This window comes from Gluconobacter sp. OJA (assembly GCF_039638325.1).
Lineage (GTDB): Bacteria > Pseudomonadota > Alphaproteobacteria > Acetobacterales > Acetobacteraceae > Gluconobacter > Gluconobacter cerinus.
Genome location: NZ_JBDIWI010000001.1, coordinates 1,195,444 through 1,219,794 on the forward strand (window position 1 = coordinate 1,195,444; position 24,351 = coordinate 1,219,794).

Below are 24,351 nucleotides of genomic sequence, written 5' to 3' on the forward strand. Positions count from 1 at the left end.
GGGCAAAAGTCATGTCTGAAACCCTGACACGTCGACCACTTCCCGCTCTGATGTCTGTGTCTGATCGTGCTGCTGAGAGGTTGCGCGTTCTCTATGCCGGCGCTCATCAGGGACAACTTTTACGCATTGGTGTGGGTACGCGAGGCTGCTCAGGCCTGTCCTACGAAATGACTTTTGTGGATGAGCCAGCCGTAACGGACGAGCGCGTAGAAGACCAAGGTGTGACCCTGCTTGTTGATCGCAAGGCCACACTTTTTCTGACGGGAACAGTCATGGACTACGAGATTAAGGATCTCGAAGCCGGATTTACCTTCAGGAATCCAAATGAGAAGGGACGTTGTGGCTGCGGCGAGAGTTTTCACGTTTGATCCGTTTAGGATCACGTGAAAATACCAGAACCGTTTCCACTTCTGTGGACCAGAGGAACTGGTCCACAATTGTCCAGTTCAGGACTGAATAGCCTGCTTCTTTTAATGCGCGGCCATCTTTTTCCAACGCAGCAGGATTACAGCTCACATACACAATGTCTTTAACGCCAGATTTGGCAAGTGGCATTGTCTGTGCACCAGCACCAGCATAAGGCGGATCAAGAACGACAGCTCGTGTTGACTTCAGATCCTGAGGCAGAAGAGGCTGACGCATAAGATCACGGTGGAATCCGTCCACCCGTCGACCGCCTGCTGCTGCCTTTAAGCAAGTTGCAGCAGCAAGATCGCCTTCATACGCTATTACGCGGCCTTTTTCCGACATGGGGAATGTCAGAGTACCGCAGCCTGCGAAAAGCTCGACTGTGATATCTTTTTTGTTGAGTGGCGGAAGCCCATCAACAACAGCCTGTACAATGGCGTTTTCCGCATCTTCAGTCGCCTGAAGAAAGGCAGCAGGAGGTGGAGTAATTTCCACGCTTCCAAATGCTTCCTTGACTGCCCGCGTCTGTGAGACCGTTTCAATAGAACGGTCTTTCGGGTTTTGCCATGAAATCCGCGGCAGTCCGTGTTGCCTCCCGAAGGCGGCAAGTTTCGTGCGGTCAGCGGTAGTCAACTCAGCTGGCGTCGAAAGCGTTAGGTCTGGCCCACTATCCAGAAGATTGAGGACTAAGCCTCCGCGGCCGGTCAACGCACCCAGAGAAGACAGGACCTCACGAAGTGGCTTCAGCAAAGCAAAAAGGGTCGGGTGCAGGACATGACACTCCGTCATATCCACCGGATCGCCGTTGCGCCGATGAAGCCCGAGGATAACGCCACCCGGAATACGCTGGATCGCGAGGTCCATGCGTCGGCGCGTGTATGACGGCGTTTGATAACGCTGTGGAACAGGAAGATCTTCAAAGCCCGCTGCAGTCAGAGCTTCAGCGACTCGCGTTGTCTTCCAGTCCAGCAGCGCAGGCAATGACATCTGTTGAATCGCACAGCCACCGCATTCGCCAAAGAGAGTGCACGGAGGTGCAACTCTATCTGACGACGGAGCCGTAATTTCAATCAGTTCAGGACGCGTACCAGAAAAGCGGGCTAGCACTTCCTCTCCTGGCAACGTGCCAGGAATAAAAAGAACATGCCCGTCGTGATGAGCCACGCCGTCAGCCGCAGCGCCTAAACCTTCAATCCGGAGGGGAAAAGCTCCGGTCCCGGGGTTATTCATCACCGTAATGACGAGCATCGTGCTGAACGGGAAGGGTCAGGTCTGTTTCGGCTGCCACCGACAGTCTGTGTCGCCGAGGTACCAGCATAAAGGCGGGTGTATCGCCGCCAAAGCCTGTCTTCGGCGCATCGTTTTCAAAGGCAGGGGCAAGTTCAACGGACTGGCGATCATGAGGAGCAGGCTGCGCAACGGGGGGTGCAACAGGCTGTGGCGCGTTTGCCACCTGTGTCTCGTCACGATCCGTGCGATTGCGCTTGCGCCCTCCACGTCGGCGCTTGTTACGACGCTGTCCTTCCGATTCGTCCTCAATGCTGGATTCTTCGGAAGTCTGCGATGGAAGTGCCTGCTTGGGTGTATGAATCAGGCGGCCGTTCTCGTCTTCCTGAGCCCAATCAACAGACTGTATTCCGGCGAATTCCAGACGGGGAATAACCTTCCCTGTCAGGGTTTCAATCGCGTCCAAGAGGCGGCGGTCACGCGGTCCAGCAATGCTGAAGGCATGACCATGCTTGCCGGCACGACCGGTGCGTCCGATGCGATGCACATAGTCTTCCGCATTGAACGGCAGATCAAAATTGAAAACATGCGACAGACCGCCGATGTCAATTCCACGCCCGGCAACGTCAGAGCAGACCAGAATCTTCAGCTCGCCAGACTTGAAGCTATCAAGCGTCGAAAAGCGTAAGGACTGTGCCAGATCGCCATGCAGATGACCTGCGGCGAATCCATGCTTCGTCAGATAACGCTGGAGCATGTCCACGTCGCGCTTGCGATTACAGAACACAATGGCGTTCTGAACATTTTGCGCCTGAAGCAGCTTACGCAGTGCCCGGCGCTTCTCGTCTTCTTCAACGACGATCAGGCCTTCTTCAATCGTGGTCGCAACGGAAGATGGGCGGGAGACCGTGATCTGTACCGGATTTCTCAGGAACGCATCTGCAAGGCGACGAATTTCCGGTGCCATAGTGGCGGAGAAGAAAAGCGTCTGGCGATTTGCGGGCAGCAGGCTGACGATTTTTTCAATATCGGGAATAAATCCCATATCGAGCATACGGTCAGCTTCGTCGATAACCAGCGTGCTTGTCTGCGTCAGTAGCAGGCCGCCACGTCCGAACAGATCGAGAAGACGCCCCGGAGTCGCAATCAGAACATCCACGCCACGGTTCAGAACTTCGCGCTGTTCGGCCATGCTTTCACCGCCGATAAGCAGTGCATGAGTCAGGCGTAAGTGCTTGCCGTAAAGCTTGAAATTATCTGCAACCTGGAGGGCCAGCTCACGTGTCGGCTCAAGAATGAGCGAACGCGGCATTCTGGCCCGAGCTCGAGAACCAGACAGCTTCTCGATCATCGGAAGCGTGAAGGATGCTGTCTTGCCCGTTCCGGTTTGAGCAACACCCAGAACGTCGTGCCCCTTCAGAACTTCAGGGATAGCCTGAGCCTGAATAGGAGTCGGATGCTCGTAACCGAGTTCCTGAATGGCGCGCATGATGGCGTCAGAAAGGCCCAGATCAGCAAAGCGCGGACGATCTTCTGAAGTCTCAACAGCGACTACAACTTCAGCTTGGGCCGGCTCAGCTTTAATCTCAGCGACCACTTCCTGAATAGCTGGCGCAGTGACCGGAGCTTCAGCCTCGGGCCGAACCTTCCGAGGGCGTCCACGACGAGCTGGTGCTTTCGCTGGAGCCTCTGCTGCCTCTACCGGAGGAGCAACTTCAGGACGTGCTTCGGCTTCTGCTGGTTCAGGTGCGGACACCTCGGTTGCGACAGCAGCTTTTGGTTTACGCCCGCGACGTGCCTTCGGTGTCTCTGCTGGCTCCACGACTTCAGGTGTAGCCTCAACAGCAACGACTTTCGGTTTACGACCGCGCTTTTTGGGAGCAGGCGCTGCGACTTCTTCAACGACAGCGTCACTCACAACCTTCGGCTTACGACCGCGGCGCTTGGGCGCAGGAGTTTCGGTTGCTTCCGGAGTAACAGCTTCGACGGACTCGGTTGTTTCCGGAGCTGGCTTGCGTGCCTTGCGGCGAGGAGTGCTCACAGTGTCAGTATCAACCGTCTCGCTCTTGGGGCGACGGCCACGACGTACTGGGGCAACTTCAGCAGTTTCTGGTGCGCTTTCCTCTTCGGAGATTGCAACTGCCTTCGTGCGCCGACGAGAAGGTGTTGCGGTCTTGGCAACGGCTTCTGTCTCGGTCTTTTGAGCTGCGGGACGACGACCGCGAGGCTTCTTTTCAGCTACGACCGGCTCAGGAGTAGCCGAATCGGCATCTTCCGTTTCGATCGGGGAATTCTTGATTGCCTTCGCACGGCTGCCTACGGGGCGTCCGCGTTTTGCAGGGGCAGAGGTACGGGGCTTGGAAGGACCGGAGGTCGTTTTCGCGCTCAAATGACTCTCGAGACTCTCGTTGACGGTACAGACCTGACGGAATGGACCGGAGTTGAGGGCGGGCACATGTCCCGCAACTTTAAAGTGGTGCGTTATCGGCTAAACGCTGGAATGGCAAGCGATACAGCCCATGAAGCGCCATATCGCTACCACAATCACATGCCGTGCGCCATGGCTGCAATCAGAATGTTCACAAGACCAAGGCCAGCCATGAGAACCATCCGGTTTCTGAGAGTATCAAAAACAGCAGGCTGAGGGCGCATGGCCCGACGGGCTCGCAGGAATGGACCGCGAACTGTCGTTATGAAAACCACCGCCATGGCAATCCCGATCAACTGCATCGCATTGATCGTCCAGTTCACGGCAGCAAAGCCGCCTTCATGGAAAACAAGCGCCCAGCCGCTCACCAGGGAAAAAGGCACAACCTGCCAGAGACCTTTGAAAAAGCGTGTGTAGTTTTGCAGAAGAACCGAAGAGCGTGGTCCGGGGTCAAGGAGGCCGACTGTGGAGCGGACAACCAACGCGGAGTAGATCGATCCGCCAATCCAGTATGTCATGCACAGAAGATGGATTGCGAGCACTAGGCTCCAGAGAAGTGAACCCGTCATTGATCCTCGTCATGGTCAGGTGGGTGAAGGAAGAGCAGGGATATCCCTGATGTATCGGCCGGAGGTTACCCGAGGGGAATGTCCAAAGGCCATAGGGAACGCGGATGTCGCCTGTGCTTTCTGTAAGCATGCCCGCTCATCAGGAGAAAAACAAAGTTATGCCTCCATACCCTCTTGCGCTGCTAACACCCGAGGAAAGCGACATGATGGATCATGCTGCTTCGGCTGTCGTTCCTGTTGCGCAACTCATGGAAAATGCGGGATGGGCCGTTGCTCGAGCCATTCGCAAGCGGTTTCAGAAATGTCGCGTGGCCGTTGTTTGCGGCCCGGGCAACAATGGGGGAGACGGTTACGTCGTGGCCCGTCTTCTGGCGCGATGGGGGTGGTCGGTCCGAGTGGTGGCGATGGGTGTTCCCAAAGAGGGTAGGTCGGCATTTGTCGCTGCGTCAGGGTGGGCTGGTCCTGTGCTGCCATTCGAGAGAGCGTCTCTGGAAGGAGCTGACCTGCTGGTTGATGCTGTTTTTGGGTCCGGGTTGAAGCGTCCAGTCAGTGACGACGTAGCTGAAGTGCTCGCAGCTGTTCCTCGACGTGTGGCGATCGATATGCCGAGTGGCGTATCCGGAGAAACTGGAGAAGTGCTCGGTCAGGCACAGAGTTGCGCGTTGACGGTCACGTTTGTGAGGCCACGACCAGGTCATTTTCTGGAGCCAGGGCGAGGATTATGCGGGGAGCTGGTCTGCGCCGATATCGGTATGCCTGAGCAGGCATGGAGTGGCCTGACGCCTAAAATAAGCTTCAATTGGCCCGGGCTTTGGGAACTGCCGGTTTCCGGAGAGGGAGACTATAAATATCGACGCGGTGTTGTGAGTGTTTGTGGTGGCGCTGTTATGCCGGGCGCCACAAGGCTGGCAGCACGAGCCGCACGGCGGACAGGTGCCGGGCTTGTCCGCATCGCAGCCCGAAAAGCTGCCGAAGCCTATCGACTCGGCGACCCGGGACTCATCATTGATAACCAGCCTCTTGGTTCCCTGCTGGAAGATTTGCGAAGGAAGGTTTGGATCTGCGGGCCCGGCCTGACCCCTGAAGAGGTCTCTGAGGTTCTTCCTGCGCTATTGGCCGCAAAAAAAACGGTTCTTGCGGATGCTGGTGCTTTGGCGTGGGGAGCGGAAGACCTTTCTCGTCTGAAAGGTGTGGCGGCTGTCACGCCGCATATCGGCGAATTCAAAAAGCTGTTTGGCCCTGTGACAGGGAGCCGAACTGAAGCCGCCTTGAATGCGGCGCGTGAACTGAATGCTGTGATGGTCATGAAGGATTCAGATACCATCATAGCTGCGCCAGACGGACGCATTGCAATCAACGCGCACGCCACATCGGCGCTTGCTACTGCAGGATCGGGTGACACGCTGACGGGTGTGATTGGGACTTTGATGGCTGCGGGAATGGAGACCTGGGAGGCGTGTTGCGCAGGTGTCTGGCTGCACGGTGAGGCGGGAATACAGGCAGCCCGTGATCACGGTGGGTGGCCCGTCGCAGAGGATCTGGATCTTCCCCTGGGAGAGGCGCGGAGCGTTGCGACAGAGCTTTCAAAGGCGGATTTAAGCAAAAACCCGGTGGCCGCCCTGTTGTGAAGTAGCGTTTCATGCGCTAAAGGCCGCGCTTCCAAGGTTCGGTAACACGAACCCCGGAGACGGGGCTGAGCGGGCGTGGTGGAATTGGTAGACACGCCAGATTTAGGTTCTGGTGGCGCAAGTCGTGGGGGTTCAAGTCCCTCCGCCCGTACCAACCCGGTTTCCTGAGAAGAGATTTTAACATACCCGACCGAGAGGATCGCCTGGCTCATGCAGGTTACGCCCACGCTCAACGAAGGACTTAAGCGCGCCTTCACTGTCGTTGTCCCGTCTGCCGACCTGCAGGCTCGTCGCGCAGCCCGACTCGCAGAAGTTGCGCGCACGATCAAGCTTCCGGGTTTCCGTCCGGGCAAGGTGCCGGCATCTCTCGTCAAGCAGCGTCACGGCGCAGCCGTGAATGCGGAACTGATGGAAGAAGTTGTCAACGACACGGTTGGCAAGCTTCTCCAGGAACAGGACGTCCGTCCGGCGATGCAGCCGAAGGTAGAGCTGGTTTCTGCTCCGGACTCTGATGGCGATCTGGAATTCAAGATCGAAGTCGAAGTTCTGCCGGAAATTGCAGTTCCTGACCTGTCTGGTCTGAAGCTGACACGTCTGACCTCCAAGGTTGACGAAGAAGTCGTGAACAAGGCTCTGGCTGACCTCGCCCGTCGCAGCCGCAAGTTTGACGCCATTGAAGAAGATCGCGCTGCCGTAAAGGGTGACGTGGTCTGCGTTGACTTCGTTGGCAAGCATGATGGCACGCCGTTTGACGGTGGCACGGCTGAAGACGTGAATGTCGAAATCGGTGGTGAAGGCTTCATCCCGGGTTTTGCCGAGCAGATGGAAGGCATGAAGGCCGGGGAAGAGCGCGTTATCAACGTGACGTTCCCGGAAGACTATCAGGCTGAAGAACTGGCCGGTAAGGCTGTGACGTTCGACATCAAGGCGAAGTCCCTGAAGAAGCCTGTTGATCCGGAAATCAACGATGATCTGGCCAAGGATATTGGTCTTGAGAGCATCGAACAGATCCGTTCCCTGATCACGGAGCAGGCTGAAGGCGAGTACAAGCAGCTTTCCCGTCTGCGCATCAAGCGCGAGCTTCTGGACGCCCTGTCCGAGAAGACCGACTTTGAAGCCCCGCAGAGCATGGTTGACGCCGAGTTCGGTCAGATCTGGACCCGCGTCGAGCAGGATCGCGAAGCTGGTCGCATGGACGAGGAAGATGCAGGCAAGGACGAAGAGACCCTGCGTGCAGATTACCGTCGTATTGCAGAGCGTCGCGTTAAGCTGGGTCTGCTGCTGGCTGAAATCGGTCGTAAGCAGGAAATCCAGGTCTCCCGCGAGGAACTGCTGGGTGCGATGCAGCAGGAAGCTCAGCGTTACCCGGGTCAGGAAAAGATGGTTTTCGAGTTCTTCTCCAAGAACCCGCAGGCTGTTGAAGGGCTCCGTGGCCCAATCCTGGAAAACAAGGTTGTCGACTATCTGATCGAGCTGGCTGATGTCACCGAAAAGGAAGTCACACCTGAAGAACTCGCAGAAATCCCGCCTGCCGAGCTCTGAGAGTACTGACGTAAGAAGGACGGGCACTCTCAGGAGTGCCCGTTTTGCTGTCTGCTCCCTTTGACGGAACGCTCTCTCGGGTCCATGTTAGAGAGAACAGACAGCCCATCGGGCATTGAGGAACAGACAGTATGACCATTGGGGACCGCGATCCCGTCGAGGTGTTCAACAACTCTCTGGTGCCGATGGTGGTCGAACAGACTGCCCGCGGAGAGCGAGCTTTCGACATTTTTTCACGCCTCCTTCAGGAGCGTATCATCTTCCTGACCGGCCCGGTTTACGATCAGGTTTCATCCTTGATCAGCGCTCAGCTTCTGTATCTTGAGAGCGTCAATCCGACCAAGGAAATTTCGTTCTACATCAACAGCCCTGGCGGTGTCGTTTCCGCTGGTCTCGCGATCTATGACACGATGCAGTACATTCGTTGCCCGGTTAGCACTGTCTGCATTGGTCAGGCGGCGTCCATGGGGTCGCTGCTACTGGCGGGTGGCGAGAAGGGGCATCGTTACTGCCTGCCGAATGCGCGCGTGATGGTGCATCAGCCATCTGGTGGAGCACAGGGTCAGGCGTCCGATATTGAGATTCAGGCTCGTGAGATCCTGTTGATCCGTCAGCGGCTGAACGAAATCTATCGTGAGCATACTGGGCAGACGCTTGAAGAGATCGAGCGCAAGCTCGAGCGTGACAGCTATCTGTCTGCTGAAGAAGCGAAAGAATTCGGTCTGATTGACGCTGTTGTGCGACGTCACCCCAACGTGGCAGCCAGTCAGGATTGAGTTTGTTTGAAGTGACAGGGGAGCAGGTTGCTCCCCTTGGAAAGAAAAAGCGGCATACCGATATGCCGCTTTTCATGTCTTGGAGCCCAGGGCTTCGGGGTTGCCGAAGGCTGAGACCTCGGCCTAGAGTTTTAAGTGCTTCCGCATGTCTGCTGCCGAAAAGTGGTCGGTGCGTGCGTGAGGGGAAAGAGGAACAGCGATGAGCAACAAATCCGGCGATTCCAAAAACACCCTGTATTGCTCGTTCTGTGGGAAATCCCAGCACGAAGTGCGCAAGCTGATCGCTGGCCCGACAGTTTTCATCTGTGATGAATGCGTTGAGTTGTGCATGGACATCATTCGCGAGGAGCATAAGACGCATCTCGTGAAGTCCCGAGACGGTGTTCCGACGCCAAAAGAAATCTGCAAGGTTCTGGACGATTACGTCATTGGTCAGTTCGAGGCCAAGCGCGCGCTTTCTGTGGCCGTTCATAACCACTATAAGCGTCTGGCCCATGCTCAGAAGAGCAATGACATCGAGATCGCGAAGTCTAACATTCTTCTGATTGGCCCGACCGGAACAGGCAAGACGCTGCTGGCTCAGACGCTGGCTCGTATTCTTGATGTACCGTTTACTATGGCTGATGCCACGACGCTGACCGAAGCCGGTTATGTGGGCGAGGACGTTGAAAACATCATCCTGAAGCTTCTTCAGGCATCAGACTATAACGTTGAGCGTGCGCAGCGTGGCATCGTCTACATCGATGAAATCGATAAGATTTCTCGTAAGTCCGATAACCCCTCCATCACGCGTGATGTGTCGGGCGAAGGTGTACAGCAGGCGCTGCTTAAGCTGATGGAAGGGACCGTTGCGTCCGTTCCGCCGCAGGGTGGCCGCAAGCATCCCCAGCAGGAGTTCCTGCAGGTGGACACGACGAACATGCTGTTCATCTGCGGTGGTGCATTCGCGGGCCTGGACAAAATCATTGCCGCTCGCGGCAAGGGCTCGGGCATTGGCTTCGGAGCAGATGTGCGTTCTGATGACGAGCGGCGTCTTGGAGCAATTCTCCAGACCGTGGAACCTGAGGATCTTCTTAAGTTTGGTTTGATTCCAGAGTTCATCGGTCGTCTGCCTGTTATCGCGGCTCTGAACGACCTGGATGAAGCTGCTCTGATCCAGATTCTGAGCAAGCCCAAAAATGCGCTGACCAAGCAGTATGCGCGTCTTTTTGAGATGGAAGGCGTCAAGCTGACATTTACGGAAGACGCACTTTCCGCCATCGCCAAGCGTGCTATCGAACGTAAGACAGGCGCACGTGGTCTTAGATCGATCATGGAGAATATTCTCCTTGGAACGATGTTCGATCTTCCCGGGCTGGACAGCGTTGAGGAAGTCGTCATCAATCGTGAAGTGGCGGAAAGCAAAGCCAACCCTGTTTACGTGTACGGGAAAGGCAAAAGCGAGCCGGCTGAGCAATCTGCCTGAGGATGTTGAAGGGGCCGTCTTGTCAGGCGGCCTTTTCGTTCCGACATTCTGGATAGATGCTGTCTGAATTCGTGCCTTTTCTGCATGAAGAGACATCACGGTGTTCGCGCTGCCAGGCAGGCGGAGGCCGTGGGATCGTCCCTATGGAGATCAAGTGAATGACTGACGATACCAAGCCCAAGACGCGCCGTCGCACAAAGAAGGTGGATGACGCCGCAGTTGTGGAAAAGAAGCCTGCCCGCAAGCCGCGTGCCAAAGCCGCGGCTGCCTCTGCTGTGGAAGCTGTGACTGAGGTAGCCCCGGCTCCTCGCCAGGATGTCATGGCTGTACTGCCGCTACGAAACATTGTTGTGTTTCCACACATGATTGTTCCGCTTTTTGTTGGGCGGGAAAAGTCAGTCAAGGCGCTGGAAACTGTCACACGCGATAGCAAGCAGATCCTGCTTGTTGCGCAGAAAGATGTTTCGCAGGATGACCCTTCTGCTGACGACATTTACCGTTACGGCACGGTTTCCACCATCCTTCAGCTGCTAAAACTGCCGGACGGTACTGTTAAGGTTCTGGTTGAAGGAACCCGTCGTGTTCAGATCACACGTCTCTTCGATGTGGATGGCCACTTCGAAGCCGAAGTGAAAGAAATTGCGGAGGAGCCGTTGTCGGCTACTCCTGGCAGCGATCTGGAAGCTCTGGGCCGCTCAACGGTTTCCCAGTTCGAGCAGTATATCAAGCTCAACAAGAAGATCCCGCCTGAAGTCATGGTCTCGATCAACCAGATCGAGGATCTGTCAAAGCTGGCAGACACAATTGCCAGCCATCTGAATCTCAAGATTTCCGAAAAGCAGGAAATTCTTGAGATGGCCTCTGCTGAACAGCGTCTGGAGCAGGTCTTTGCTCATATTGAGACAGAGATTGGTGTTCTGCAGGTTGAGAAGCGTATCCGGAACCGCGTGAAGCGGCAGATGGAGAAGACGCAGCGCGAATATTATCTCAACGAGCAGCTCAAGGCGATTCAGAAGGAGCTTGGAGAAGGCGAGGATGGCAAGGACGAACTTGCTGAGCTTGAAGAGAAGATCAACAAGACGCGCCTGAGCCGTGAAGCCAAGGAAAAGGCCCATGCCGAGCTGAAAAAGCTGCGTGGCATGAGCCCGATGTCTGCGGAAAGCACAGTCGTCCGGAATTATCTGGACTGGCTGTTGGGTATTCCGTGGAAAAAGCGTTCCAAGATCACCAAGGAGTTCACGCACGCTGAAGGTGTGCTTGAAGCCGAGCATTACGGTCTGGAGAAGGTCAAGGAGCGTATCCTTGAGTATCTTGCCGTGCAGACGCGCTCCCAGAAGATCAAGGGACCGATCCTGTGTCTCGTAGGGCCGCCGGGCGTTGGTAAAACGTCTCTGGCACGGTCAATCGCCAAGGCAACAGGACGGCAGTACGTTCGGATGTCTCTGGGGGGTGTACGCGACGAATCGGAAATTCGCGGTCATCGCCGGACGTATATTGGGTCCATGCCTGGAAAAATTATCCAGGGCATGAAAAAAGCGAAAACGTCTAATCCGCTGTTCCTGCTGGATGAGATTGACAAGCTGGGCGCGGATTGGAGAGGCGATCCTTCGTCTGCACTTCTGGAGGTTCTGGATCCGGAGCAGAACTCAACGTTTGCCGATCACTATCTGGAAGTCGATTACGATCTTTCGGATGTCATGTTCGTGACGACGGCTAACAGCCTGAACATGCCGCAGCCACTGCTGGATCGTATGGAGATCATCAATCTCTCCGGGTACACAGAAGATGAGAAGGTCCAGATCGCGCGTCGTCATCTGCTGTCAAAGCAGGCTGAGGCCCACAATCTCAAGCCGGATGAATGGTCTGTTTCCGATGAGACGCTGATGGAGCTGATCCGCTCCTACACGCGTGAGGCTGGCGTCAGAAATCTCGAGCGTGAGATTGCCCGGTTAGCTCGTAAGGCCGTGAAAGAAATCATCACGACGGGTGTGACGCATGTTGAGATCACGCCGGACAACCTGGAAAAATACGCAGGTGTCCGCCGCTTCCGTCATGGTGAGACCGAGACGGAAGATATGGTCGGTGTTGTGACCGGACTTGCCTGGACGCAGGTCGGCGGCGAGATCTTGACGATTGAGAGCGTCATGGTGCCTGGAAAGGGGCAGGTGAAGCAGACTGGCAAGCTGGGGGAAGTGATGCAGGAGAGCATCTCGGCCGCCCTGTCTTATGTCCGATCACGAGCTCAGGACTTCGGCATCCGGCCACCTCTCTTCGAGAAGCGCGACATCCATGTGCATCTTCCAGAAGGGGCTACGCCAAAAGACGGTCCGTCCGCAGGTATCGCGCTTGCTACGTCTCTCGTCAGTATTCTGACGCAGATTCCCATCCGTAGAGATGTGGCGATGACGGGCGAAATTACGCTGCGTGGTCGTGTGCTGGAAATTGGTGGTTTGAAAGAAAAGCTGCTTGCAGCGCTTCGGGCAGGGATCAAAACTGTTCTTATCCCGAAGGATAATGAAAAGGATCTTGCCGAGGTTCCTGAGAATGTCCGCCATGCTCTCAAGATTATTCCAGTCAGTCACGTCGACGACGTTCTGAAAATTGCTCTCACGCGTATGCCTGAGGCGATTGAATGGGATGAAAATGTCGATCCTGTAGGCGGAATTCCGGCTGAGAAAGTGGCTCCAAGGGCACTTCCGCACTAACGGTTGGGTTCTTATACGATTCTAACAGTTGACGCGGCCAAAAAGCGCTTCATAGTGCGGCCGCAGATCGAACAAGCGCCTGAGCCGCAAGACTCTTCGGAGGTTGGCTCAGGTGCTCTTAACACCAGAAAGGCACATCATGGAGAAGCCCCTCAACAAGCAGGAACTGATCGCCGCCGTTGCTGACGCCGCCGATCTTCCGAAGGCCAAGGCCAGCGAAGTTGTCGATGCGGTGTTCAGCACGATCGAGAAGACGCTTGCCAAGAAGCAGGAAGTTCGTCTGGTTGGTTTCGGTAGCTTCGTGACCGCTACGCGTAAGGCCGCCAAGGGCCGTAACCCGCGTACGGGCGAAGAGATCGACATTCCGGCATCCACCTCTGTCCGTTTCAAGCCGGGCAAAGGTCTTAAGGACGCCGTAAGCGAATAATTTCGCTTTTTTGGTTCTGAGTGCCTTTACGGGTGCTCAGAACCGTGTATATAGGCCACGTGTTTTCAGAGGGCGATTAGCTCAGCGGTAGAGCGTCTCGTTTACACCGAGAGGGTCGGCAGTTCAATCCTGTCATCGCCCACCACATGAAGACTGTTTTTTGACTATGGCCTGGCGTTTCGAAGTTTATGAGACGTTGGGATCGACTTCCGATCTCTGCAAAGAGAAAGCCGAGGCTGGAGCCCCCGAGAGGCTCGCCGTTCAGGCACTTTTCCAAACATCAGGGCGTGGAACCCGAGGTCGCAGTTGGGTAGATCCCGGCGGTAATTTGGCAATTTCTCTGTTGTTCAAACCGCAAAATCCTGAATTTTTTTTGACTGCGTGCCCTTTTCTGACCGCTTTGGCGCTTTACGAAACAGCGCAGAGTTTCTGCCCTTCAAAAGCAGAGTTTTTGCTGAAATGGCCAAATGATCTGCTCTTGAATGAACGCAAAATGGCGGGAGTTCTGATTGAGGCGGGTGGTATTGCGTCTAACAGGTGGGTTGTTGTCGGTATTGGTGCAAACCTGGCGCAGGCGCCTGACGTCCCTGGTCGTCAGTTGGCAGCCCTTTCCGAGGTCGCTCCTTCAGTCGATCCCATCAAGTTTGGCGAGGCACTGACGGCGGAAATGGACCGCTGGATTGCCGCGTGGAATGATCATGGTTTCGAAGTCATTCGTCGGGCATGGCTCGAAAGAGCGCATCCGGTTGGACGTCATCTTGCGGTTCAGCGTGGTGAAACTTATATAACAGGTTCATTTTCAGGGTTGGATGAACAGGGGCGACTGCTTCTCGCTCTCCCGGGTGGTGAAACCATACCGGTCGTAACAGGTGATATCCTGCTGGGTTAAAGGGACCGGATCGGAACGTGCTTCTCGTCATTGATGCTGGCAACACCAACGTTGTGTTTGCCGTCCACGACGGTCAGTCGTGGATCGGTCAGTGGCGCATGTCCACCAGCGACTCCCGTACAGCAGATGAATATGCCGTTTGGTTACTGGGCCTTTTCGATCGTATCGGGCTGACGCCTGCGTCTGTCACGCGCGCGATTATCGGAACTGTTGTTCCCGCAGCATTATATGATTTGCGGCGTTTCTGTCGTCAGTGGCTCGATGTGGAGCCACTTGTGGCTAATGCTGGCTTGGATTGGGGCATTGAAGCACTAGTCGATAATCCGGCAGAACTTGGTGCGGATCGTCGATTGAACGGTCTGGCAGCCCAGCACTTTTATGGTGGCCCGCTCATTGTTGTTGATTTTGGCACGGCAACAACGTTTGATGTCGTGAATGAATACGGTCAATACTGTGGTGGAGCGATTGCTCCGGGCGTCAATCTGTCCATTGATGCCTTGCACAGAGCGGCCGCTCGATTGCCACGGATGAGCATCGGGCGCCCTCTGAACGCAATTGGCCGAAGCACAAGCGTTGCCATGCGTTCCGGACTCTTCTGGGGCTATGTTGGCCTAGTTGAAGGGATCGTAGGAAGAATTTCCGAAGAAATGGGCGGACGCCCCAAGATTGTTGCAACAGGCGGTCTTGCGCCTCTGTTTTCAGAGGGCACCAACCTGTTTGACGTGATGGCCCCGGATCTGACCCTGGATGGCCTCCGTCTTCTGGCGGACCGCAATGCGCTCCTGCCGATCTCAAATTCCCCCGAAGGCATGTAGGCTTTCGGCAATGAATATCGCTCATGATGGTAACACACGTAAGGAATAACTATGACGGATACACCTGACGGTTTGTCCTTCCTGCCTTTGGGCGGGACGGGCGAGATCGGCATGAATTTCAATCTCTACCGCCTCACTAAAAACAGTAAGGAAACTTGGCTCGCCATCGATTGCGGCATTGGCTTCTCAGGTAACGACACGCCTGAAGCTGAAGTGCTGATGCCGGACCCGACGTTTATCGCGGACCGCGCAAAGGATCTGTGTGGGCTGGTCATTACACATGCCCATGAAGATCATCTGGGTGCAGTAGCTCATCTCTGGCCTTATCTGCGCTGCCCGGTTTATGCCACGCCGTTCGCTGCCGCGGTACTGCGTCGTAAGCTGCATGAAGCGCATCTGGTTAATCAGGTAAAAATTCATGTGGTGATGCCGGGCTCGCGCTTCCATGTCGGCCCGTTTGATCTTCAGTTTGTGTCGGTGACGCACTCTGTCGCGGAAGCGCAGGCAGTTGCTCTGCGGACGCCCCATGGCCTGATCGTTCATACCGGTGACTGGAAGCTGGACGAAAATCCGCTTGTTGGCCCGGTCACTGATCTGGAAGAGTTCCGTCGTCTGGGTGACGAAGGCGTTCTGGCGATGGTGGGTGATAGCACCAACGTCATGAAGGAAGGTCGTTCAGAGTCCGAAGCGGACGTCCGCAAAGGACTGACGGATCTGATCACAAGCCTTCACGGGCGTGTGGCCGTAACGTGCTTTGCCAGCAACGTGGCGCGCGTTGAGAGCATTGCGAAGGCTGCCATGGCGGCTGGTCGTGCTGTCATGATCGTGGGCCGTTCCCTGCGTAATCTTGAAACTGCTGCCCGGGAGTGCGGTTACTTCAGCGATCTGCCGCCGTTCCTGACAGAGCAGGACGCACGCGACGTCCATGATGACAACCTTCTGATGATCATCACGGGAAGCCAGGGCGAGCCTCGTTCTGCACTGTCCCGTATCGCGTCCGATACTCATCCGAACATTTCGCTGGGTGAGGGTGACACGGTCATTTACAGCTCACGCGTTATTCCGGGGAATGAGCAGGCTGTCATGGCTGTGCAGGACAACCTGTCCCGTCGTGGTGTGACTGTTCTGACGGACAAGGACGCGAAGGTTCATACGTCCGGTCATGCAACGGGCGATGATATTCGCGTTCTGTATGGCATTGTCCGTCCGAAATACAGCATCCCGACGCATGGCGAATGGCGTCATCTGACGGCGCACGCGGCTCTGGCTCATGAAATGGGTTCTGATCCGATCCTGCTGGAAGATGGTGACATCCTGAACCTGTCGCCGGGTGACGTGAAGGTTGTCGATACGGCACCGACTGGTCGCCTGGCGCTGGATGGCGGTCGTCTTCTGCCCATGACGGGTGGTGTTCTGGCGGCACGTCGCAAGATGCTCTTCAACGGCATGGTTCTTGCGAGCTTCGCTGTTGATGACGAAGGCTATGTGATCGGTGAGCCAAAGATCAGTGCGCCAGGCCTTCTGGAATCGGAAGACCCGGAAAGCATTCGCATTCAGGAAGAATTCGCTGATTCTATTGACGAAATTCCTGATGAACTGCGAAAGGACGACACGGCATTCCGTGATGCGGCCAAGACGGCCCTGCGCCGTGCCCTGGGGCGCAAGCTCCAGAAGCGTCCGCTTGTCGATGTTCATCTGCTGCGCGTCTGAGAGAATAGAGTATGCGTCTGAGTAAAGCCTTTCAGCCGACGCTGAAGGAAGTTCCGGCGGAGGCGCAAATTGCGTCTCACCGCCTGATGCTACGTGCAGGTCTGGTTCGCCAGACCTCCTCGGGTATTTATGCCTGGCTGCCCGCGGGCCTGCGTGTTCTTCGGAACATCGAGCAGATCATCCGCGAAGAGCAGGATACGATCGGCGCACAGGAAGTCCTGATGCCGACGCTTCAATCTGCTGATCTGTGGCGTCGTTCAGGGCGTTATGACGCTTATGGTCCGGAGATGCTGCGCATTCAGGATCGCCATGGTCGTGAGCTGCTTTACGGACCGACGAACGAGGAAATGATCACGGATATCTTCGGATCGTCCGTGAGTTCCTATAAGCAGCTTCCTAAGGCGCTGTACCACATTCAGTGGAAGTTCCGTGATGAGGTTCGCCCGCGCTTCGGTGTGATGCGCGGTCGTGAGTTCCTCATGAAGGACGCTTATTCCTTCGATGCGGATTATCAGGGCGCGGTTAACAGCTATCGCCGCATGATGCTGTCTTATCTGAGGATCTTCCAGCGTCTCGGTGTTCGCGCTGTTCCGATGGTTGCTGATACCGGCCCGATTGGTGGTGATCTCAGCCATGAGTTCCTGGTTCTCGCGCCAACAGGTGAAAGCGGCGTATTCTTTGACGCTGCCCTTGAAGAGCAGGATTGGCTGGGCCGCCCGGTTGATTGTGATAACGAGGAAGATCTCGCCGCATTCTTCTCTTCCGTGACGGATCACTATGCCGCAACGGATGAGAAGCACGACGAGGCTGCTTGGGCGGAAGTGCCGGATGACCGGAAGCGGGAAGGGCGTGGCATCGAAGTTGGCCACATCTTCTACTTCGGCACCAAGTACACGGAATCCATGGGTATCGAAGTCAGCGGTGCCGACGGGACGAAATTCTCGCCTCACATGGGGTCTTATGGCGTCGGTGTCTCCCGTCTGGTCGGTGCTATCATTGAGGCATCGCATGACGACGCAGGCATCATCTGGCCGGATTCTGTCGCGCCGTACAAAGCTGCGATCCTTAACCTTCGTCCGGGTGATGAAGCCTGTGATGCTATCTGCGAAGAGATCTACGGAGCTGATCCAGAGAACTTCATGTACGATGATCGCTCCGAGCGCGCGGGCGTGAAGTTTAACGATGCTGATCTGATGGGTCATCCCTGGCAGATCATCGTTGGTCCTCGGGGTGCCAAGGAAGGCAAGGTTGAACTGAAGCGCCGTGCAGATGGTGAGCGGTTCGAGCTGCCAGTGGCTGAAGCGCTGGCCAAGATCGGAGCAGCCTGATGTTTGGCCGCTTCGAGCGTATGGTGGCGGGGCGCTATCTGCGTGCCCGCCGTGGCGAACGCTTCGCCTCGATCATTGCAGTTTTCTCATTGGTCGGAATTGCGCTCGGAGTGGCCACACTCATCATCGTGATGTCGGTGATGAACGGGTTCAAGGCCGATCTGATGGGGCGCATCCTGGGTCTTCACGGAGATCTCTCTGTGTATGGCTATGGCCGCCCCATTGAGGCCTATCAAAACGACGTTGAGGCTATCCGCTCTATTCCCGGGGTCAAATCCGTCACACCCATGGCGCAGGGAACTGTGCTGGTCGAAGCCGGACGATATTCGACGGGTGCGGAAGTCCAGGGGATTGCACAACAGGATTTTCGTGACTGGCGCGCCTTAAGCAGTGGTATTATCGCCGGGTCGATTGATCGTTTTACGGGAGACGACGCCGTTGCCATTGGGACGACCATGGCGGATCGTGCGGGTCTGACGATCGGTTCTCCAATTACACTCCTTTCCCCGGACGGTCAGGCGACACCATTCGGCACGATGCCGCGCGTAAAAACGTATCATGTGGCTGCCATCTTCGATGCCAATTGGAACGATTATAATTCCAACATCGTTCTCGTGCCGCTACCGGCTGCGCAAAAATTTCTAATGCTTGAAAATGCAGTGTCGCTCATTCAGGTTTCGGTAGACGATCCTATGAACGTCCAGCTTACGCGTCAGGCCGTTGTCCAGCGTCTGGATGATCCGCGCCTACGCGTTATTGACTGGAAGAACAGCGCAAATGGCTTCCTGGATGCTGTGACGGTTGAGCAGAACGTCATGTTCCTCATTTTGACGCTCATTATTCTGGTGGCTGCTTTCAACGTCATCTCGTCCTTGATCATGATGGTGAAAGACAAGACGCGTGATATCGCGGTTTTGCGGACGCTTGGTGCGAGCCGTGGCGCAATCATGCGGATATTCCTCATGAATGGTGCTTTTGTCGGGATTGTCGGGACGGCTGCCGGTTCTGCCCTTGGCATTGCGTTTGCCCTGAATATCGAACGCATCCGGCAGTGGCTCCAGTCTCTTACCGGGACCAATCTGTTCAACCCGGAAGTTTACTTTCTCGAGCGTCTTCCGGCGAAGCTGGTCTGGTCGCAGGTTGGAGAAGTGATTGCCATGTCTCTGGTGCTTTCTCTTCTCGCAACGCTGTATCCATCGTGGAGAGCAGCGCGAACTGATCCAATTGAGGCGTTGCGTCATGAGTGAGGCACAGGTGCCAGCATTAAAGCTGGAGAATTTGACGCGTCGTTTTCGGTCAGGTGAAGAAACGCTCGAAATTCTATCGAATGCCGAGTTTACGCTTTACCCCGGTGAAATTGTCGCCCTTGTGGCGCCGAGCGGGACCGGAAAATCTACGCTCTTGCATCTTGCCGGGCTGTTGGAAGCTCCCACCGACGGTACAGTTTATATCGGTGGCAAGGCGGTAAGTGGACTGAGCGATAGCGTTCGCACTGCTGTGCGGCGTGATCAAATCGGGTTTGTGTATCAGTTTCACCATTTGTTGGGTGAGTTCACAGCACGCGAAAATGTCATGTTGCCCCAGTTGGTTGCGGGTGTGTCCGCAAAGGTGGCGAAGGCACGTGCCGAAGATCTATTGGGACGTTTTGGATTGTCTCATCGCCTGAATTCTTTGCCCGGCCGCCTGTCTGGCGGTGAGCAGCAGCGGACTGCTATCGCGCGGGCATTAGCCAATAGACCAAAACTTCTCCTTGCGGATGAGCCAACCGGCAATCTGGATGTTGGGACGTCTGATCACGTTTTTGATGAGCTATTGCGTGCCGTTCGTGAGGAAGGCGTTGCAGCACTGATTGCAACGCATAATCAGGAACTTGCGGCCCGTATGGACCGGACGGTGACGTTACGGGATGGGAAGCTCGTACCGTTTTGAGTTGAGGTGACCGGCAAGAAGAGCGCTGTATCTGCTCGCCGGTCCTGATAGAATAGAGGCATGTCTCATGCCGATTTTGTCCATCTCCGTAATCACTCAGCTTATTCCCTGAGCCAGGGCGCCATTCGCATTCCAGATCTTGTCAGTCTGGCTGTGAAGAACGGTATGCCTGCCGTTGCATTGACGGACAGTGGCAACCTATTTGGTGCTCTGGAATTTTCTCTTTACTGCCGAAGCAGCGGTGTACAGCCGATTGTCGGCTGTCAGCTTTCCCTTCCATCGCGCAGTACCAAGCCCGGAGCTCCTTCTGAGCCGCTGGTAGTGCTGGCCCGGAACGAGACGGGGCTGGCCAATCTCCAGATTCTGTCCTCTGAGGGCTTTCTGAACGGCGATCCGGCTGATCCAACAATCGCTGTGGATGTATTGTGCCAGCATGCCGATGGGTTGTTCCTTCTGACTGGCGGCAATCGTGGACCGATCAATCGGTTGATTTACGACGAGCAGAAAGGTGAGGCAGAAGAACTGCTGCGTCGTCTGGCAGATGCTTTTCCGGGTAATATTGCGGTGGAGCTCAATCGCTTCGGCGCGGCGGGTGAACGCGAAATCGAAAGCGTTCTGATCCCACTCGCGGACAAGCTTGATATTCCCCTTGTGGCTACCAACGAGTGCTTCTTCCCGACGCCGCAGATGCACGAAGCGCATGATGCGCTCATCTGTATCGCGCAAGGGCGGACGATGGCCGAAGCGGATCGTTGGCATGTTTCCCCGCAGGCCTGGTTCAAGACGCCGGCCGAGATGCGTGAGATCTTCAAGGATCTGCCAGAAGCTTGTGACAATACGCTTATTATTGCGCAGAAATGTGCCATCGCTGCGTGCACGCGAAAGCCACTTCTGCCGATTTGCCCGAAGGTTCGTGAGGGCTCAACGGAAGAAGAAACGCTTCGTGCCATGGCATGGGAAGGGCTGGAAAAGCGCCTTGAAGCGATCAGTGCGGACGAAGATAAAAGAAAAATCTATTCAGATCGTCTGCAAACTGAACTCGACATCATCGCGAAGATGGGCTTCCCCGGCTACTTCCTGATCGTTGCTGACTTTATTCAGTGGGCAAAAGCGCATGATATTCCCGTCGGGCCTGGGCGTGGATCGGGTGCAGGCTCACTGGTGGCGTATGCACTGACCATCACTGATATTGATCCGCTACCCTTCGGCTTGCTGTTCGAGCGCTTCCTGAACCCGGAACGTGTCTCGATGCCTGACTTCGATATCGACTTCTGTCAGGACCGGAGAGACGAAGTTATCCGTTATGTTCGTGAGGAATACGGTGGAAGCCGTGTCGCTCAGATCATTACCTTCGGTAAACTTCAGGCCAAAGCTGCCGTCCGTGACGTTGGTCGTGTACTTGGTTTGCCTTATGGCATGGTTAACCGGGTTGCAGAACTGATCCCGAATAATCCTGCCAAACCAGTGACGCTAGCGCAGGCGATCGATGGCGAACCGCGCCTGCAGGAGATGCGAGACAGCGATGAAGCTTTGAAACGGCTTCTGGAAATTGCTCTTCAGCTTGAAGGTCTCTATCGGCACGCCTCAACACACGCCGCAGGCGTCGTGATTGGTGACCGAGAACTGGTCGAGCTGGTGCCGCTTTATCGAGACCCGAAGAGCGACATGCTGGTCACCCAGTACAACATGAAGTTTGTTGAGCAGGCCGGACTGGTCAAGTTCGACTTCCTTGGTCTGACGACATTAACAATTCTGAAGCGTGGTCTGGATTTCCTTAAAGAACAAGGAATTATCGTCGATCTCTCACGTATCCCATTAGACGATAAAAAGACTTTCGAAATGCTCGCCAAGGGAGACACGGCTGGTGTCTTCCAGTTTGAAGGCGCGGGCATGCGCGACATGCTCAAACAGATGGCCGCCAGTCGTCTGGAAGATCTGATTGCCGGTGTGTCGTTGTATCGACCGGGGCCGATGGCCAACATTCCGGACTATTGTCGGCGTAAACATGGCGAGGCATGGGAGCCGCCTCACGAAGAAATTCGGGATATTCTGGAAGAGACCTATGGGATCATGGTCTACCAGGAACAGGTTATGCAGATCGCTCAGAAGATGGCGGGCTACAGCCTTGGTGGTGCTGACCTTCTAAGACGCGCCATGGGCAAGAAAATTGCCTCTGAAATGGAGAAGCAACGCGAGATATTCACTGACGGCGCTACGGCCCGAGGAATTCCAAAAGATAAAGCCGTGGAAGTCTTTGATCTTATGGCTCGTTTTGCCGACTACGGCTTTAACAAGTCACATGCCGCTGCCTATGCTCTGGTTTCATATCAAACGGCCTGGATGAAGGCGAACCATCCAGTCGCATTCCTTGCCGGCTGCATGTCTCTGGCACGGGAAAAGACGGATAAACTCGCTGCGCTTTGTCAGGAAGCAAAGCGTATGAACATCTCGGTGCTTCCCGTTGATATCAATCGCTCAATGGCAGATTTTTCCATTGAGACACTGGAGGACGGGCGTCAGGGCATTCGTTATGCGCTTTCAGCCATCAAGCGCGTCGGGACTGCCGCCATGGAGGCGGTGGTGGCAGTTCGCGGGAACCGTCCTTTCAAGGATCTGACAGATTTTGCAGAGCGATGTGACCCTAAAAGCATCAATAAAATCCAGATAGAAAATCTCGCAAAATCAGGAGCTTTTGATAGTCTTCTTAAAGACCGGCATACCGTATTCGCGAGTGCGGACATCCTCATCCGGCGGGCGCAGGCGAGAGCGCAGGAACAGCAGGTTGGTCAGACGGGTCTGTTTGGCGGAAGCGGACAGGAGCGGGAAATTCTCCGTCTGAATGAGGGGCGCCCTTGGCCGGATTTCGAACGTCTCTCGCTGGAAGCGTCTGCTATTGGTTTCCATATGAGTGCCCATCCTCTGGACGCATACCGTACGGTTCTCAGGCGCTTGGGTGTCACGCCGTCGAACGCACTGGAAAATGCTGCAAAAACAGGAAGTACCCGCGTCAAGATCGCTGGATGCGTCGTGGATAAGAAAGAGCGTCCTACCCGAACTGGCAAGAAGATGGCGTGGGTCAATCTTTCGGATAGTGGTGGTGGCTGTGAAGTCACGCTCTTTGCTGAGACATTGATGTCCTGCCGGGATCTTCTGGTCGCAGGGCAAGCTATTCTTGTGCAGGCTGAACTCAAACTGGACGGGGACGCTCTGCGGATTACGGCACAGAGCGTCATGGATCTGGAGGTCGCGGCGGCTGCTGAGCGGTCTGAAATGCGTGTGTGGCTTCGCCAGTCAGCCGCTTTGCCCAGTCTTTCCGAAATGCTTGAAGAAATGCGTGGCGGACATGGGCGTGTCGTACTGCTTCCTTCTCTGGAAGAGACGCAGGATGTGGAAATCCTTCTGCCCGGGACATATCGCGTGACGCCGCGGTTGGCAGAGCGGATGCGCACCATCCGTGGCGTAGAGAAGGCTGAACAACGATAAACCAGAGAAAATTCTTGCAATAAGGGCGCGTATCAGCCATATCGCGCTCGTCTGTTTTCTTCCCTTCAAGGAGGTTGACGGACAATCCGCACGCATGACCATGAGGTTTTCTGGTGTTCCGTAAGGGACGTCGTCATGCGGAGGTCTAACCAGATGCTAGGAATTTGAATCATGGCAATGCCAGAATTCACCATGCGCCAGCTCCTTGAAGCCGGCGTTCACTTCGGTCACCACACCCGCCGTTGGAACCCTGCTATGGCGCCGTACCTGTTTGGTATTCGCAATCAGGTCCACATCATCGATTTGCAGCAGACCGTTCCCCTGCTGGACCGCGCCCTGAAGCTGGTCCGCGAGACGGTTGCAAACGGTGGTCGCGTTCTTTTCGTTGGAACGAAGCGCGCTGCTGCTGAGCATGTTGCTGAAGCTGCCCAGCGTTGCGGCCAGTACTACGTGAACCACCGCTGGCTCGGCGGTATGCTGACGAACTGGAAGACCATTACGGGTTCCATCAAGCGTCTGCGCCAGATCGACGATATGCTGTCCGGTGACACGGCTGGTCTGACGAAAAAGGAAGTTCTCGACATCACGCGTGACCGTGAGAAGCTCGAGCGCTCCCTCGGCGGTATCAAGGAAATGGGCGGCCTGCCTGACCTGATTTTCGTGATCGACACGAACAAGGAAAAGCTGGCTGTTGAAGAAGCCAACAAGCTCGGCATTCCGGTCATTGGCATTCTGGACAGCAACTCCAACCCGGCCGGTGTCACGTACCCGATCCCGGGCAACGACGACGCTATCCGTGCCATCACCCTGTACTGTGACCTGATTTCTGGCGCAGTTCTGGACGGCATTTCTGCTGAGCTGGCTGCTTCCGGCCACGATATCGGCGCTGAAGAAGAGCTTCCTGCTGAGACCGCAGTTCTTGAAGCTGCCGTCGCCGAAGGTGAGCAGGCTCCAGCCGCTAACTGAGACAGCGTGCCGTGTTCTCTCTGATGGCACGGCAACTGAAAAACATGCATGCGGTC

18 protein-coding genes and 2 tRNA genes are annotated in these 24,351 nt (G+C 55.7%); 17 read left to right on the forward strand and 3 right to left on the reverse strand.

Features of this window, described 5'->3' with window-relative positions:
• Positions 1-11: 11 nt before the first annotated feature.
• Positions 12-368, forward strand: coding sequence for an iron-sulfur cluster assembly accessory protein (locus ABDK75_RS05670; protein ID WP_046901420.1), 357 nt, complete (start codon positions 12-14; stop codon positions 366-368).
• On the opposite strand, the gene ABDK75_RS05675 is transcribed toward ABDK75_RS05670, so the two are convergent.
• The 3 genes from ABDK75_RS05675 to ABDK75_RS05685 all read right to left on the reverse strand — a co-directional run bounded on the left by ABDK75_RS05675 (position 313) and on the right by ABDK75_RS05685 (position 4,632).
• Positions 313-1,656, reverse strand: a complete 1,344-nt coding sequence (locus ABDK75_RS05675) for a class I SAM-dependent RNA methyltransferase (RefSeq protein WP_346005190.1) — start codon at positions 1,654-1,656, stop codon at positions 313-315. The two genes, ABDK75_RS05670 and ABDK75_RS05675, sit on opposite strands and share 56 nt — an antisense overlap.
• Positions 1,631-4,024 (reverse strand): DEAD/DEAH box helicase, encoded by a 2,394-nt coding sequence (locus ABDK75_RS05680; RefSeq protein WP_408874407.1) that lies wholly within the window; start codon positions 4,022-4,024, stop codon positions 1,631-1,633. Before ABDK75_RS05680 ends, ABDK75_RS05675 begins: the two co-directional genes overlap by 26 nt.
• A gap of 155 nt (positions 4,025-4,179) precedes the next feature.
• The gene (locus ABDK75_RS05685; RefSeq protein WP_046901422.1) at positions 4,180-4,632 is read right to left on the reverse strand and encodes a hypothetical protein; all 453 of its coding nucleotides are present in this window, start codon (positions 4,630-4,632) and stop codon (positions 4,180-4,182) included.
• A gap of 158 nt (positions 4,633-4,790) precedes the next feature.
• Between ABDK75_RS05685 and ABDK75_RS05690 the strand changes: the two genes are divergently transcribed.
• The 16 genes from ABDK75_RS05690 to rpsB all read left to right on the forward strand — a co-directional run bounded on the left by ABDK75_RS05690 (position 4,791) and on the right by rpsB (position 24,295).
• Positions 4,791-6,260, forward strand: a complete 1,470-nt coding sequence (locus ABDK75_RS05690; RefSeq protein WP_346005191.1) for an NAD(P)H-hydrate dehydratase — start codon at positions 4,791-4,793, stop codon at positions 6,258-6,260.
• A 69-nt stretch (positions 6,261-6,329) separates the two neighbouring features.
• A tRNA-Leu gene (locus ABDK75_RS05695) sits at positions 6,330-6,414 on the forward strand.
• Positions 6,415-6,470: 56 nt separating this feature from the next.
• Entirely contained in the window at positions 6,471-7,802 is a 1,332-nt protein-coding gene (tig, locus tag ABDK75_RS05700; protein ID WP_046901424.1) for a trigger factor, read from the forward strand.
• A gap of 131 nt (positions 7,803-7,933) precedes the next feature.
• A complete protein-coding gene (locus ABDK75_RS05705) occupies positions 7,934-8,578 on the forward strand; it encodes an ATP-dependent Clp protease proteolytic subunit (protein WP_046901425.1) in 645 nt (214 codons plus the stop codon).
• A 199-nt stretch (positions 8,579-8,777) separates the two neighbouring features.
• A complete protein-coding gene (gene clpX / locus ABDK75_RS05710) occupies positions 8,778-10,043 on the forward strand; it encodes an ATP-dependent Clp protease ATP-binding subunit ClpX (protein WP_046901426.1) in 1,266 nt (421 codons plus the stop codon).
• 158 nt (positions 10,044-10,201) lie between these two features.
• Entirely contained in the window at positions 10,202-12,748 is a 2,547-nt protein-coding gene (gene lon / locus ABDK75_RS05715; RefSeq protein WP_346005192.1) for an endopeptidase La, read from the forward strand.
• A 139-nt stretch (positions 12,749-12,887) separates the two neighbouring features.
• Positions 12,888-13,175, forward strand: a complete 288-nt coding sequence (locus ABDK75_RS05720; protein WP_007282110.1) for an HU family DNA-binding protein — start codon at positions 12,888-12,890, stop codon at positions 13,173-13,175.
• Between the two features lie 70 nt (positions 13,176-13,245).
• Positions 13,246-13,320: transfer RNA gene (locus tag ABDK75_RS05725), tRNA-Val, on the forward strand.
• A gap of 21 nt (positions 13,321-13,341) precedes the next feature.
• Entirely contained in the window at positions 13,342-14,064 is a 723-nt protein-coding gene (locus ABDK75_RS05730; protein WP_346005193.1) for a biotin--[acetyl-CoA-carboxylase] ligase, read from the forward strand.
• A gap of 17 nt (positions 14,065-14,081) precedes the next feature.
• Positions 14,082-14,879: a type III pantothenate kinase gene (locus ABDK75_RS05735; protein WP_046901429.1), complete on the forward strand. Its 798-nt coding sequence runs from the start codon at positions 14,082-14,084 to the stop codon at positions 14,877-14,879.
• 51 nt (positions 14,880-14,930) lie between these two features.
• The gene (locus ABDK75_RS05740) at positions 14,931-16,589 is read left to right on the forward strand and encodes a ribonuclease J (RefSeq protein ID WP_339407544.1); all 1,659 of its coding nucleotides are present in this window, start codon (positions 14,931-14,933) and stop codon (positions 16,587-16,589) included.
• Between the two features lie 11 nt (positions 16,590-16,600).
• On the forward strand, positions 16,601-17,917 hold the full coding sequence (proS, locus tag ABDK75_RS05745; protein WP_099212244.1) for a proline--tRNA ligase: 1,317 nt from the start codon (positions 16,601-16,603) through the stop codon (positions 17,915-17,917).
• Complete coding sequence (locus ABDK75_RS05750; RefSeq protein ID WP_211500692.1) at positions 17,917-19,164, forward strand: lipoprotein-releasing ABC transporter permease subunit; 1,248 nt, start codon at positions 17,917-17,919, stop codon at positions 19,162-19,164. The genes proS and ABDK75_RS05750 overlap by 1 nt, the downstream gene beginning before the upstream one ends.
• On the forward strand, positions 19,157-19,846 hold the full coding sequence (locus tag ABDK75_RS05755; protein WP_264649461.1) for an ABC transporter ATP-binding protein: 690 nt from the start codon (positions 19,157-19,159) through the stop codon (positions 19,844-19,846). Before ABDK75_RS05750 ends, ABDK75_RS05755 begins: the two co-directional genes overlap by 8 nt.
• Positions 19,847-19,906: 60 nt before the next feature.
• Positions 19,907-23,329 carry a DNA polymerase III subunit alpha gene (gene dnaE, locus ABDK75_RS05760; protein WP_346005194.1) on the forward strand — a complete coding sequence of 1,141 codons (3,423 nt, stop codon included), beginning with the start codon at positions 19,907-19,909 and terminating at the stop codon, positions 23,327-23,329.
• A gap of 171 nt (positions 23,330-23,500) precedes the next feature.
• Complete coding sequence (rpsB, locus tag ABDK75_RS05765) at positions 23,501-24,295, forward strand: 30S ribosomal protein S2 (protein ID WP_046901435.1); 795 nt, start codon at positions 23,501-23,503, stop codon at positions 24,293-24,295.
• The last annotated feature ends 56 nt before the right edge of the window (positions 24,296-24,351 follow it).

Excerpts from the sequence above, each read along its gene's own strand:
- proS (WP_099212244.1), top strand. The coding sequence starts at position 16,601 with ATGCGTCTGAGTAAAGCCTTTCAGCCGACGCTGAAGGAAGTTCCGGCG.
- ABDK75_RS05670 (WP_046901420.1), top strand. The coding sequence starts at position 12 with ATGTCTGAAACCCTGACACGTCGACCACTTCCCGCTCTGATGTCTGTG.
- clpX (WP_046901426.1), top strand. The coding sequence starts at position 8,778 with ATGAGCAACAAATCCGGCGATTCCAAAAACACCCTGTATTGCTCGTTC.
- ABDK75_RS05705 (WP_046901425.1), top strand. The coding sequence starts at position 7,934 with ATGACCATTGGGGACCGCGATCCCGTCGAGGTGTTCAACAACTCTCTG.
- tig (WP_046901424.1), top strand. The coding sequence starts at position 6,471 with ATGCAGGTTACGCCCACGCTCAACGAAGGACTTAAGCGCGCCTTCACT.
- ABDK75_RS05740 (WP_339407544.1), top strand. The coding sequence starts at position 14,931 with ATGACGGATACACCTGACGGTTTGTCCTTCCTGCCTTTGGGCGGGACG.
- ABDK75_RS05755 (WP_264649461.1), top strand. The coding sequence starts at position 19,157 with ATGAGTGAGGCACAGGTGCCAGCATTAAAGCTGGAGAATTTGACGCGT.
- ABDK75_RS05675 (WP_346005190.1), bottom strand. The coding sequence starts at position 1,656 with ATGCTCGTCATTACGGTGATGAATAACCCCGGGACCGGAGCTTTTCCC.
- ABDK75_RS05685 (WP_046901422.1), bottom strand. The coding sequence starts at position 4,632 with ATGACGGGTTCACTTCTCTGGAGCCTAGTGCTCGCAATCCATCTTCTG.
- ABDK75_RS05730 (WP_346005193.1), top strand. The coding sequence starts at position 13,342 with ATGGCCTGGCGTTTCGAAGTTTATGAGACGTTGGGATCGACTTCCGAT.
- ABDK75_RS05720 (WP_007282110.1), top strand. The coding sequence starts at position 12,888 with ATGGAGAAGCCCCTCAACAAGCAGGAACTGATCGCCGCCGTTGCTGAC.
- ABDK75_RS05750 (WP_211500692.1), top strand. The coding sequence starts at position 17,917 with ATGTTTGGCCGCTTCGAGCGTATGGTGGCGGGGCGCTATCTGCGTGCC.
- rpsB (WP_046901435.1), top strand. The coding sequence starts at position 23,501 with ATGGCAATGCCAGAATTCACCATGCGCCAGCTCCTTGAAGCCGGCGTT.
- dnaE (WP_346005194.1), top strand. The coding sequence starts at position 19,907 with ATGTCTCATGCCGATTTTGTCCATCTCCGTAATCACTCAGCTTATTCC.
- lon (WP_346005192.1), top strand. The coding sequence starts at position 10,202 with ATGACTGACGATACCAAGCCCAAGACGCGCCGTCGCACAAAGAAGGTG.
- ABDK75_RS05690 (WP_346005191.1), top strand. The coding sequence starts at position 4,791 with ATGCCTCCATACCCTCTTGCGCTGCTAACACCCGAGGAAAGCGACATG.